Source organism: Sphingobacteriales bacterium (assembly GCA_016706405.1).
Classification (GTDB): domain Bacteria; phylum Bacteroidota; class Bacteroidia; order Chitinophagales; family UBA2359; genus BJ6.
Genome location: JADJJT010000001.1, coordinates 1,319,449 through 1,332,910 on the forward strand (window position 1 = coordinate 1,319,449; position 13,462 = coordinate 1,332,910).

Consider the following 13,462-nt stretch of genomic DNA (forward strand, 5'->3'; position numbering starts at 1 on the left):
GGCAGTTTCGGGCGGTTAAAATATGCTAATCGCCAAATGAGAGCGCAAAGATACGCTTATTTTTTGGATGTGCACCTTCTAAGCCTATTTTTTTTAAAAAAAAATGATTTTTTTTGAGTTTAGTATTTGAAATTATCCGGAAGTTGTGCTTTTTCTTCCGGGTAATTTATTTTCCGGATAGCTGAAGCTCGACTCTATAATGTAGTACTCTTCTTAATCTGATGATTATGTTTGTATTACGATGTAGAGGTGTCAATTAAATCGCCTTCGCGTGCTACGCTATAAATGCCGGGCTCGTCTTTAAGGCGCTTAATTAATTCGTTAAGTTGGCGGTTATTTTTTACATATACTTCTATATAGCCTTCAAAAAGGCCGAGTCCTTCGCCGGCATCTAATTTTAGCGAGCGCATATTTAGTTGCATCTCACCCGATATGATATTGCCAAGGCGCAATACTACGCCAATATCATCTTGGCCAACGATACGCAAACCCACATGAAATAAAATTTCTTTGCTTTGTTTAGCCCAGCGTACCTTTACTACGCGGTAAGGATATTTTGAAATTAGGTTAGGTACGTTGGTACAGCTTTCGCGGTGTAAACGTATGCCGTTTGAGATAGAAACAAAGCCGATAATACTGTCGCCTGGAACGGGGTGGCAACAAGTGGCAATTGAATAGTCAACTTTGTCGGCAAAGCCTTCAAAAACAGTTACTCCTCCACTGTACTGTGTGTTATTGGAGTTAAATTTATTGTTGATTTTATTTTCAATTTCGGTAATAACATCGCTGGTAAGGGCTTGAGCAGCTTTCTTTTCTTCGGGTGTTGCTATCATTTTGTCGCCCAAAAAAGAAAGCTGGCGCAGGTCTTCAATATTAATATGTTCTTTGGCAATACTTATGTATAAATCTTGTATGGTTTCTAATTTAAAATAGAAGGCAATTTGTTGCAGGACATGGTCATTTTCGTTTATTTTTAGGCTTTTCAATTTGCGGGTTAAAATTTCTTGCCCTGCTTGTGCTAGATCTCGTTTTTGGGTATTGATGGTACTGCGTATTTTTGACCTTGCGCGGCTTGTTCTGGCAAAATTCAGCCAATCGAGATTAGGTTTTTGCCGCTTTGAAGTAATAATAGATATGGTGTCGCCGCTGCTTAGTTCGTGGTCAATATTGTATAGTTTGTCGCGTTTATTAATTTTAGCACCTACGCAGGTATTTCCTAATTCGGTATGTACTTCGTAAGCAAAATCAAGTACTGTTGCGCCTGCGGGCAAATATTTTATTTCTCCGGCTGGTGTTGATACTATAATTTCGTCTTTATATAATTCATGTGTAAATTCGCGTACCCAATTAAGCGCATTGTGTTCGTCTGTATGCATTTGGGCTAAAAAGTCGCGCACTTTGGCCAACCAGTTATCTAATCCGGCGGGCATAAGAATTTTGTTTTCGCTCTTTTTGTTTTTATAATTCCAGTGGGCTACAATGCCGCGTTCGGCAATATTATCCATGCGTTTGCTGCGAATTTGCACCTCGAAGCGGCGTCCATCGGGCCCGGTAAAGGTGTCGTGTAATGCTTGATATTCGTTTTCTTTACGGTGGTTAACCATGTCTTTATGGCGTCCGGGTACAGTTTGATAAATAGTTGAAACAAGGGCAAATACGTTCCATATTATTTTTCTTTCTTCCTTTTTATATGCTTCAAGATCTTCAAACTCTCCTTCAACGTCAAAAATAATTCTAATAGCAAAAAGGTCATAAATATCGTCTATGGTTGTTTGGCCACGGGCTTGCATTTTTTGGTAAATCGAAAAAATATGTTTGGGGCGGCCATAGATATCTAAATTTTTATGTCCTTCGGCTTCAAGTATTTTTTTAATTGGGGCGACAATTTTTTGAATAAAGGCTTCGCGTTCGCGTTTTTTCTCGCGGTTAAGCATTGTATGAATAGCTTTATAAACGTGAGGCTGTGTGCATTTCATGCAGAGGTCTTCGAGTTGTGATTTTATTTTATACATGCCTAACCTATGAGCTATTGGCACGTAAAGGGCAAGAGTTTCGGAGGCAATGCGTATTTGCTTGTCGTATGGCATGGATTTCATGGTAAGCATGTTATGCAAGCGGTCGGCAATTTTTATCAAAATAATTCGGATATCGCTGCCAAGCGTTACCAGGGTTTTCCGGATATTTTCGGCTTGTTTTTCAACAAAGGAGCGGTCGTCAACAAAGCCTTTAATTTTCGAAAGCCCTTCCACTAAAAATCTGATTTGCAAGCCAAAATAATGCTCAATATCTTCGAGCGGGGTAGCTGTATCTTCGTGTACGTCGTGCAGCAAAGCGGCTTTAATAGATTCGGCATCGAGGTTCATGTCGGTAGCTACAATTTTGGCTACGGTAATAGGGTGCAAAATATAGGGCTCGCCGCTTTTGCGATACATACCTTTATGTTTATCGCGGGCAAATTCAAAAGCCTGGCGTATTCCGGCATAGGTATCATCCGGCAAGTAGGTACAGAATTTCATCAAGTCATTAAAAGCCTTTTCTACTATTACGTTTTCTTCTTCGTCTGTTAAAGGCTTTATTAACAACGGGGGGGTGGTTTCTCGGCTCAGCAAAATCATAAATATAAGGTGTATAGTTGTATCAAATAAAAAAAATAAGTGATGAATGAAAAAATTATTATGGCATAGAATTAGCGTTAAAACAGCATAACAAAAGGGGCTGCAACCAAGTGATACCATCCTATTTTGTTAGTTTAGTATTTTTGATTGCAATAGAAAGGAGGATTGTTTGTATTTATGATTAGGGTGAGTCTTTTGGCTTTAGCTTCCTTAGAACCAAAATTTTAGGGTAAAATAAACTAAGTTGCCAAAGTTTTTTTTGAGAATTAAAAATAAAGCAATAACTTTGCGGCTGCATTTAGCAAGCTACTCGCTTTTGGTTATTTTTTAAAAATAAACGGCAAGTTACAACTTTTTTTTAAAAATGCCAAATTTTTTATTTTATACTTTGCGGATGTGGCGTAATTGGTAGCCGCGCTAGACTTAGGATCTAGTGTCGTGAGACGTGGGGGTTCGAGTCCCTTCATCCGCACTTTGTTTGCCTCGATGGCAATTTTTTTTTGATGAGGTGCAAGTGTTTTACCTATCCGATATTTAAACCGCAGCTGTGGGGCAAAATATCCGGATATTATTTTTTAAGTTTTTGTACTTTTTCCTTCCTTATCTTTGCACGTCTTTTGCAAATATACCTTCGCTAATTTCTAATTTATTTTACTTTAATTTATTGTTGTTAAAATTTATCTATAAATAATAATGTCCTATACCATTGAACACTTAAACGCCAGTCTTGTACATATTATTATTGATGTTACCCCTACCGAATTTTCAGACAAGCAAAAACAGGGGCTTAAAGAATTCCGTAAATTTGCGCAAATAAAAGGCTTTAGACCAGGTACAGCTCCCGACGCATTGGTAAAAAAAATGTACGGCGAACAAATTCAAAATAATGCAATTATTGGCATTATTGAGAACGACCTTCATAAAGCCTGCGCAGAAATTCGCAATACGCTTGGCGCCCCCTATCCTATCAACGAAAAACCGGTGTCGGTTAATGAGTTAAATAAAGGCCAAGCTCAGCAGATGGTTTACGAGGCTATTTTGTACCCAAACATCGAATTTAATTTAGATAAAATAGAAGTAGAACACAAAAAAGTGCTGTTAACTACCGACATTGTTCAGGAAGAATATGGAAATTTCATGAACCAGTTGGCTAAATTTGTTGATATAGAAGACGAAAATGCGACCGTTGCCGATTGTGCTAATTTTAGTTGTGTTTTTACACAAATTGATGAAACTACGCAGCAACCTATCGAAAATGGTTTAGTCAGCAAACCCACCCCCATAGATATGGACCTAATTACCGAGGGCGAACATAAAAACCATATTTTAAACCTTAAAACTGCCGACAAACTGCCCGTAAAACTGCTCGAAATTTTTGATAAACCTAAAGAAACAATATTGTCTGTTCTATTTAACATTAATAAAAAGAATGATAGCGACGAGGCAGAACCCGATTATGAATTAAGTTCGTCCTGGTTTATGATGGAAGTAACTAAGTTAGCTAAAAAAGAATTGCCAACAACCGAAGAGGCAAAACAAATTTTTTTAGAAAGGGCAGATATCAACCCTGAAAGTGCGCAATACCAAGAGCTAATTGAAAAAGACCTTCCTGCTTTGTTCGAAGACTCAATGGCGCAATTTTGGAATTCTAAAACCTTCGATAAAATGTTAGGAAAACTAAAACAAGAGTTGATTGATAAAGTTGAGATTGAACTGCCAATAGACGCATTAAAACGTTTACTAATACACAACAGAGAAAGTGATAAAAACAACAAAAACCAATGGACAAAAGAAGCTATTGCAGAAGATTTAGAAAAAAACTGGGATAGCACATGGCACGAAATAAAATGGACACTTATTAGAGACCACACAGTAGAAAACAAAAATATACACGTAACTGATGGCGAAATTGACGCGGCAATTTTTGACAATTACTTAACGTATATTAGACATGCAAATATGAACGGACTTCAAATTCCGCCTAATTTTATGCACCTTGTTGAAAATGCACGTAAAAACCCAAATGAACGTGCTCATACAAAAGCTACCATTTTAGAGACAAAAGCCTTATATGCAATTGCAGAGGAGGTGAATATTAAAGAAAATTTATTAGATATAGATGCCATAACTGCCTATTTAAATTCAAACGAGAACAACGAGGCGGCCGGATATATGAAGACCGAACCCCTTGAAGACGACACCATAGCATTTGAACCATTGCCGGCTGAAGAAAATATAAATCCGGAAACCAAAAACGATTAAACCACACAAAGTTGTTTCTCTTTTTTAGAAATCAACATAAAAAATCCTCTCCGGATACATCTAAAACAAGGCAAACGCTCATCCTATATAACAACAGTATTAAGTCAGTTTTTTAACAGTCAAAGTTTTTTAACAAATTTTTTATAACTTTAATGCCAAAATACTGTTACCTTTATTGTAGTTTTATATATCAATTTTAAACTAAATCAACACCCAATTTTAGACATACAATTTATGGAAAACCTAAAAAAAGAATTTCGGCAATACAGCGTTAAACACCAAGGCCTTAACGGAATGCGTGTGGACAAATATATGGAGCTTGCCGAAGCCCAAACACCTAATGTTACCTCGTACATTACCCCTAATATTATTGAAGAACGCCAAATGAATATAGCCGTTATGGACGTATTTTCGAGGCTAATGATGGACAGAATTATTTTTTTAGGGGTGCCCGTTGCCGACGACGTAGCTAATATTGTACAGGCTCAAATGTTATTTTTAGAATCGTTAGATACAAACCGCGATATACAAATTTACATTAATAGCCCCGGAGGCTCGGTAACAGCCGGACTTGGTATTTACGACACCATGCAGTACATAAACCCAAACGTAGCAACTATTTGTACCGGAATGGCCGCTTCAATGGCTGCCGTTTTGTTGGCAGCAGGCACGCCGGGCAAACGCACCTGCCTAAAACATAGCCGCATTATGATACACCAACCATCGGGCGGCGCAGGTGGCCAAACCAGCGATATTTTGGTAAATTACCACCTCATTTTAGAAATGAAAAAAGAACTATACGAAATATTAAGCCAACATACCGGCCAAACCGTAGAACGCATTGAAATTGATTGCGACCGCGACTATTGGATGAAATCCTTTGAAGCTAAAGAATATGGCCTGATAGATGAAGTACTAATACGCCAAAAATAAAAAACAAGCATTCCTAAACATAAATGGCGTTTTTAACTAATTTTTTTCTCCGGATATAAAAGAGGAAATATAGCATTGTAACAACTTCAAGCAAATTAAATAATATCAACTTTTTAAAGAAAGCACTTCTAAAAGAAACTCAACCTCAATTTAAATTTTTATCAAATACATAAATGGCAAAAAAACAAGATATTCGCTGCTCGTTTTGCAACGCCCCAAAAGAAGACAGGTTAATGCTAATTGCCGGCTACTTAGATGCCCATATATGCGATGTATGTATAGCCAATGCCCAGCGTATTGTTGATGACGAATTTGGAGGCGAAAAACAAGTGCGTTTTACCCCCCAAAAAAATATTAAACCAAATACCATAAAAAGTTATTTAGACCAATATATAATAGGACAAGAAGAAGCCAAAAAAGTAATTTGCGTTGCCGTTTATAACCACTACAAACGCCTAACCCAACGCCTTGGCGATGACGTAGAAATTGAAAAATCGAATATATTAATGGCCGGCCCAACCGGTACCGGAAAAACCTTGTTGGCACGCACCGTAGCCCGCCTGCTAAACGTGCCCTTTGCCATTGTAGATGCCACCGTATTTACCGAGGCCGGCTACGTGGGCGAAGACGTTGAAAGTATTTTAAGCCGCTTACTACAAGTGTGTAACTATAACGTACAAGCAGCCGAGCGCGGCATAGTGTATATTGACGAAATAGACAAAATAGCCCGCAAAAACGACAACCCCTCTATTACCCGAGACGTGTCGGGCGAGGGCGTACAACAAGCTATGCTAAAACTACTCGAAGGCACCGAAGTATATGTACCTCCACAAGGAGGCCGCAAACACCCCGAACAAAAAATGATTAGGGTAAATACGCAAAATATCCTTTTTATATGTGGCGGCGCTTTTGATGGTATTGAAAAAATTATTGCCCGCCGCGTGCAAACCAATATAGTAGGCTTTAAAGCCGAAAATTTAGGTGGAAAAAACCAAGAAGACAGTTTGCTGCGCTATTTAAGTCCCCAAGATATTAAAGCCTTTGGCCTAATACCCGAATTAATTGGCCGGATGCCCGCCCTTACCTACCTCGAACCGCTTACCCGCGAAGCCCTGCGCGCCATACTTACCGAGCCTAAAAACGCCTTGGTAAAACAATATAAACGCTTGTTTGAAATGGACGGCAAAAATCTAATTTTTGAGCCAGCAGTACTCGATTTTGTAACCGAAAAAGCCTACGAGTTTAAATTGGGCGCCCGCGGGCTACGCACTATTTGTGAGGCCATTATGACCGATATTATGTTTGAGCTACCCTCGCAAACACATATTAAAGAGTACACCGTTACCCTCGAGTACGCCCAGCACCGCCTCTCTAAAGACCGTATTAACCAATTGCGCTTGGCAAGTTAATACTTTTTCCTTGCTAAAAGCACAACTACATGGCGAAAAATTAATGTTCAACTCCTTCAGAGCTGGGACTTGCTATTACTTTGTTTTCTAATAAAATTCTATTCCATTGGAGGGCAGAGGTGGGCTACCCTTAGCCCCAACCCGCCCACCAAACCGCCACTATAACCCTAAACCCTACATTAACAGACCTCAACTTGGCATTACAAATCTACAACACCCAAGGGCAATTAGTAAAAACCATTCCTTTATCATCCGGAGGGGAGGCAACCACGTTTAGCACCGCCAACCTAATATCCGGCATTTATTACTGCCGCCTTCAAAACCATCCGGAAATAGAAGGCGTTAAACTCCTGCTCTACTAATTCCACCGCTTTGAAGGGCGTTAGGGGGAGTTGTCCTCCTTCGACCTGCGATAATACGAGCCTAAATACAAATTGGGTTTAGTATTGGTTGTTTGACAAAACAAAGCAGGCAAAGCAAGTTTTAAACCTGCTTTGCCTGCCGTCATAAAATATAAAAGATATATGTTTGTATAAACCCGTACAAATAAAATAAACGCTATTGTTTATTTGTTTTTTCCGCCACTATTGCTGCCGGGTTTTCTGGGTGCGGGCTGTTTAGCCTTGTCTTTTGAATTTTTGTTGGGCGTTTGCATGTTTTGTGGCTTGTAGGGCTTAGTGGCCTCGGTTTGAGGGCGCGAAGGTGGTGTTGTGTCGGTTTTTTTCGTTTCCTTGTTTGTTTTTGTTTTTCTTAGCCTCAGCTTTTTTGCGTGCTTTTTCTTCTTTTTTCTTGCGTTTTGCTTCAGCTTTTTTGCGTTTTTTCTCGGCTTTTGCCTTCATTTTTTCCTCTTTGTTTTTTTTGCCCTTAGCACTTTTTGCTGTTTCGGTTTCTTTGGTTTTATTATTAGCCGCACTATTATTAGCCTCGGCGGTTTTGTTTTTGCCGGGGGGTAATTCGCTGCGCACCGATTTGCTGTTAGCATCGGCAGCCGATGCCGGGCGGTTTTTTGGGGGCTTCATATTCGTTTTAGGCTGAGGCGGTAATTTTCCATCTTTGCCGCTGCGTGTTTTAGTTTGACCCATTTCCAAACCTTTTTGTTTGCCGTCGGCGCTTTTCTCTTTCGTGTTTGTTTGGGTGTTTGCTGGCGCATCGCCCTGTTTAGTATTACCCGCGTTGTTTTGCGCGTAAGTAGTAGCAGTAATACTAATTAGCAGCGCAAACATTAAAAAAAATAGTTTTTTCATGTTTTAATTTTAATTTACTAATATTGTTTTGTTTCTATTAATTAAACAAATAATTAAATAAATAATTGACTGTGTAAATATTTCTGATAATACTTTTTATTTTTTATTGTTATTTATCAAACTATTAAATAAATGAAATTTGCAGTTAGAAGATAGTAAAACGGATTGGTTTAAACCTTTAATGAAACTTGTAGCTTTTGCACATCCGGAAAAAAACAAAGAATTAAATTAAACGCATCTTCTTTGTACAATTTATTTAACAAGCTAACAATAATCGGCATGGTTTTGTTTAAGTATTATTTTTATTTTTTACAATAAATAACAACAAATTTACCTTATTTGCCGTTTTGTGCCTTTAAACTTAGTTTGGCCAACCAAATTGCTTTATTTTCTTTTACTACCTAATACTCACTTTTTATATGCCATTACACCCAAGGCTGACTCGTGTGCGTCTTTTATTTTTTTGGGCTACAATTTTTATCATTTTTAGCCAAGCACCAGCAGAAGCACAAAACCCCGATTCGTTAAAGACTGCCACTCCTACTGATCCAAACGCTGCCCATGCCACAATTACTCCAACTTGCATAGTTCCGAGCGGTTTAGCTACGCTTTGGCGAGGCTTTACCCACGCATGGACGTATAACCATCGCTTAAACCGGTTGGGCAACTACGTTTTAAACAATAATACTTCTCCCGATAGTTCTTGCACCTTAGAGACCAAAATTGTGCATTGCTCGGCTACTGGCACTGGGTCAGATGTGGGTAAATTTACCACTTATTACTCGCATATTGCTAGCGATGCCGTTTACACCAGCAGCGGCCAACAAGAACTCCTTTTTTCAGGGCGCGAGGGCGATTTTCACACAACTCAACTGCCCGTTTTAATACCAGCACCTTACGCCACACAGCCCAACGACCGTCATTTGGCAGTACTTAATGGTTTTGACTTAGAGGCAAAAGGCAAAGCCGATAAGTTGGCAGTTTTACACCTTGCCGTAAATAATGCCGAGTATTTGCCCGCTACAAAAGAAATCAGATTTTATATAAATGTTTCGCTAATGGTTAAATGTCAATCGGTTGAATGTAACCGTATAAATAATAAGTTTGATTATTTGCTTAGAATTCACTATTTAGTTTTTTCCGGATGTGGTGAAAATTTTACTTTTAGCAAGCAATATCATCAATTTGATTATAATTGGCATAAAGGCGAAGATCTTATTTGGAAAGATGCCCAACAAACTCTTTACGGTGTTGGCAATGGTATTTATCCGGAGGCTGCCTTAGCTTTCACGTCGCTGCAAATTACACTAAACAAACCGCATTGGCTATTGGCGTGGCGCTCTTTTATTCAACCCGAAAATTACAATCCGGTCAATGGTTCGTACCAATATTCGCTGGGCTTGTTGTTTAAGCAATGGCAAACCGGCATGAAACGGAACTCGGCCAATCCAAGGCAATCGCGGTATGCCATAAAACGGGGCGGTTGGGCAAGTTTTGGTGCCGAAATAGCCTTGCTGCAGTTTAGTAATGGCGCAGTTGTGCACGGGCATACCGACGGTGCTTGCATTTGGAAAGGAGGCAACAAAAAAGCTAACCTGCCCGATGCCGTTTCGGTTCAATCCATACAAACAAATATCGCTAAATTTTACAATAACAACGGCCTTAACAATGGTTTGGAAAACGGAAGTGCAACACAGCAAAAATACAATACAGAGGCAATTGAAAAATACCAACAATACCTAAATGATTTGCAAAAACGCCGCGAACAGCGCAAAAAAAGCAAAAAAAATAATCCTCACCCTTAAGAAACCAAGCTGCAAACTATACATCCGGATACTAAGCAACGCTTGTGACTAAAGCATAAAACAATTGTTAATTTAGGCTGTTATATGTTTCCGGATAAAATTAACTCAAGTTGTTTCTTGTTTTCAAACAAAAAATGAACTAATATTTTATACGTACATAGGCAATTATAAATACCTCAAAGCCTTGTATTTGGTAGGTTTTAACAAAATTTAATATATTGTTATATCCTACTAACCACCTTATTTAATACTTTTACACCTGCTAATTTAAACGCACCAAGCAGCCATTTAACCCAACTATGAGCCATTTTTTTAAGTTATTTTCTTTTTTTTTTATTTTATTTTTATACGGCAACCTCTATACCTCAACCACTTTATTTGCCCAACAAACTACCACGGTTACAGGTAGCGTTACAGATAGCTTAAACAGCCAGCTTGGCTTTGCCAGCGTACTGCTGCTATCGCCCGCCGACTCGGCCATGCTTACCTTTACCCGCGCCGATGAATTTGGTCACTTCGAATTTAAAGGAGTAAAACAAGGGGCTACTTACCTGTTAAAAATTACTTATGTAGGATATATTCCTTACCAACAACCTTTTACCACTACCCCACAGCAACCTGTAATTGATTTGGGTAAAATTAGCTTAAAATCCTTCTCGAAAGAGCTGTTTGAAGTAGTAGTTAAAACGGCACGCGCGCCCATTAGCATAAAAGGCGACACCATTGAATATAACGCCGCCTCGTTTAAAGTGCCGCCCGGCTCAAGCGTTGAAGATTTACTTAAAAAATTGCCCGGATTTGAAGTAAACCAAGACGGCACCCTAAAAGCACAAGGCCAAGATGTAAGCAAAGTAACAGTTGACAACAAGCGATTTTTTGGCAACGATACTAAAATGGCCACCCAAAACCTACCCGCCGAAGCAATTAGCAAAGTACAAGTATTTAACGATAAAACCGAACAAGCCAAAATTACCGGAATTGAAGACGGAAAATCGGAAAAAACTGTAAACTTAGCACTCAAAGAAGAATTTAAAAAAGGGGGATTTGGCAAAATTACAGCAGGTTATGGCACCGATAACCGCCTGATGGCAAAGGGTAACTATAATAAATTTGACAACAAAAATCAATTTTCGGTGATAGGCTATGGCAACAACCTAAATCAAACCGGATTATCGAATGATGATTACGAAGATTTTAAAGGCAGCCAATCGTTCAACTGGGGAGACGATGCCGACTTTGGCTTTAGCGGTTCTGGACGAGGCAAGCGCTTTTGGTCTTCGGGCGGTGGTGGCGAAGAGAGTTTTTCGATTCCGCGCTCGTGGGGTGGCAACGGCAATGGCGAGTCGGTAAATTATGGCGCAGGTATAAATTATAATTACGACACCCCAAACCGCAAATTTAGCAGCAGCTATTTTTACAATCAAACCGAGCAAGAAAACAACGCCAAAGTGCTAAGTCAAAATATTTTAGCCCATACCTACTACCAAACAACCGATACCAACAGCGTAAACAGCTTTTCGGGCAACCACCGGGCAACGGTTCGGTTCGAGCAGACAATAGATTCGATCCACACGTTTGTGGTTGTTGGCAATGGCCGCCTTGGCAACCGAAACAATACCGATACAAGCTTTACCGAATACCAGACACCTAACCAGCTTATTTTCCGGAACCAAAGTGCCCAAAACAGCAGCGATGTATTAAGTTACGCTGCCAATGGCACAGCTATCTACCGGCTTAAATTTAAAAAGAAAGGGCGCAATTTTGCCCTCAGCGGCAGCTATTTTGGCAGCAATTTAAACAACGATGCCTTCCAGGAATCCATAACTAATAATTTTGTTGTGCCCGACCCTATTTTCAATTTTGGCAATAACGTATTTAATAATATAAACCAAAACGACCAAAATGACAATTCGCAAACCGAATTAAAATCGAGTGTGTTGTACACCGATAAAATTCATAAATATTTGCACTTCGAAACATTTTATAATTTTAGGCAGTGCAACAACCTAATTACCCGCAATGTTTACAATTTACTTGATGCCAACACCCCGCGTATTGACAGCCTTAGCAGCTATTATAACAACAGTATTGCCTATAACCGCTTAGGTACATCATTGCGTTTTAATTATAAAGGCGTAAGCATAGGCGCGGGGGTAGCCGCACAACAATATAATTTAGACGGGCAATATCGCAACCAAAAGGGCGCGGCATTAATGGGAGAGGTAAATAATACTTATTTTTTATGGATTCCGAACTTTGAGCTTAACTATAGCCCCAAAAATGGCCGGAATTTTAGCCTCGAATACGATGTAACTGTAACCGAGCCTGACAGGCAACAATTACAACCTTTTGCCGACAACAGCAATCCACTTTATATCCGGAAAGGTAACCCCGAACTGCTGCCCGAAGTAAGCCATGCCTTTGAAATTTCATACCGGATGTTTAACCGCGCCTCATTTATCAGCCTATTCGTAAACGCCGAGTATAACTATTTTAAAAATCAAATTGTAAACAACCAAACCATAGACGCTAAATTAGTAACAACAGTAGTACCTGTTAATATTTCGGGAGGCAATAGTTTTTGGTCGTTTGCCTCGTTTGGGTTTCCAATTATTAAAAGCAAATTATCGGTAAATACGGGCGCAAATGTAAATTTTTCTGAGAACAAATTATATATCAATAATATTGCCAACAACAACCAAACGCAGGTTTATGGAGGTAATTTGCGCCTTGAGCTAACCCCTGTTGAGGCATTTTCTTTTTCGGCATCTGGCCGCAGCTCAGTTACCTATAACAAGTACTCGGTTAATAATGCGCAAAACAACCAGTACTACAACCATTCATTAGGCAGCGAGTTTACGCTAAAATTTCCCAAATACTTCTATTTTAACACAAACTTTAATTACAGCGTATATATTAACGAAAAATATGGGTTTAACCAGCAGCAGCCTATTTTAACCCTTGCGGCCTATAAATTGTTTGGCAAAGGCAATAAATCTGAGCTACGCCTTACCGCTTACGATTTGTTGAATAAAGGCGCAAGTATTGAACAATACACAGACGAAAATACAGTTACCCAATCGCAAAGCAAAACCTTAACACGTTATTACATGTTGGCTTACACCTACAATATGCGAGGTGTTACTATTAAAACCCGCCACGAAGGTGGCGGTATGGGCTGGTGGTAAAAATTT

Annotated in this window: 8 protein-coding genes and 1 tRNA gene; 7 read left to right on the forward strand and 2 right to left on the reverse strand. The window is 39.2% G+C overall.

From position 1 onward, the window contains the following. Positions 1-236: 236 nt before the first annotated feature. Positions 237-2,615, reverse strand: coding sequence for a bifunctional (p)ppGpp synthetase/guanosine-3',5'-bis(diphosphate) 3'-pyrophosphohydrolase (locus tag IPI59_05095; GenBank protein MBK7526926.1), 2,379 nt, complete (start codon positions 2,613-2,615; stop codon positions 237-239). 390 nt (positions 2,616-3,005) lie between these two features. Here IPI59_05095 and IPI59_05100 point away from each other — a divergent pair. From IPI59_05100 to IPI59_05120, 5 genes are all read left to right on the forward strand, one after another. Continuing rightward, positions 3,006-3,087: transfer RNA gene (locus IPI59_05100), tRNA-Leu, on the forward strand. 221 nt (positions 3,088-3,308) lie between these two features. Beyond that, positions 3,309-4,877: a hypothetical protein gene (locus tag IPI59_05105; GenBank protein MBK7526927.1), complete on the forward strand. Its 1,569-nt coding sequence runs from the start codon at positions 3,309-3,311 to the stop codon at positions 4,875-4,877. 234 nt (positions 4,878-5,111) lie between these two features. Next, on the forward strand, positions 5,112-5,810 hold the full coding sequence (locus IPI59_05110; GenBank protein ID MBK7526928.1) for an ATP-dependent Clp protease proteolytic subunit: 699 nt from the start codon (positions 5,112-5,114) through the stop codon (positions 5,808-5,810). Between the two features lie 173 nt (positions 5,811-5,983). Further along, entirely contained in the window at positions 5,984-7,219 is a 1,236-nt protein-coding gene (gene clpX / locus IPI59_05115) for an ATP-dependent Clp protease ATP-binding subunit ClpX (protein MBK7526929.1), read from the forward strand. 161 nt (positions 7,220-7,380) lie between these two features. Continuing rightward, positions 7,381-7,581: a T9SS type A sorting domain-containing protein gene (locus IPI59_05120; protein MBK7526930.1), complete on the forward strand. Its 201-nt coding sequence runs from the start codon at positions 7,381-7,383 to the stop codon at positions 7,579-7,581. 312 nt (positions 7,582-7,893) lie between these two features. Here the strand turns inward: IPI59_05120 and IPI59_05125 are convergent, their stop codons facing one another. After that, positions 7,894-8,463 carry a hypothetical protein gene (locus IPI59_05125; GenBank protein MBK7526931.1) on the reverse strand — a complete coding sequence of 190 codons (570 nt, stop codon included), beginning with the start codon at positions 8,461-8,463 and terminating at the stop codon, positions 7,894-7,896. A 419-nt stretch (positions 8,464-8,882) separates the two neighbouring features. Here IPI59_05125 and IPI59_05130 point away from each other — a divergent pair, with 419 nt between their 5' ends. Together IPI59_05130 and IPI59_05135 are read left to right on the forward strand one after the other, a co-directional pair. Then, complete coding sequence (locus IPI59_05130; protein ID MBK7526932.1) at positions 8,883-10,268, forward strand: hypothetical protein; 1,386 nt, start codon at positions 8,883-8,885, stop codon at positions 10,266-10,268. Between the two features lie 299 nt (positions 10,269-10,567). Next, complete coding sequence (locus IPI59_05135; GenBank protein MBK7526933.1) at positions 10,568-13,456, forward strand: outer membrane beta-barrel protein; 2,889 nt, start codon at positions 10,568-10,570, stop codon at positions 13,454-13,456. Positions 13,457-13,462 lie beyond the last annotated feature (6 nt).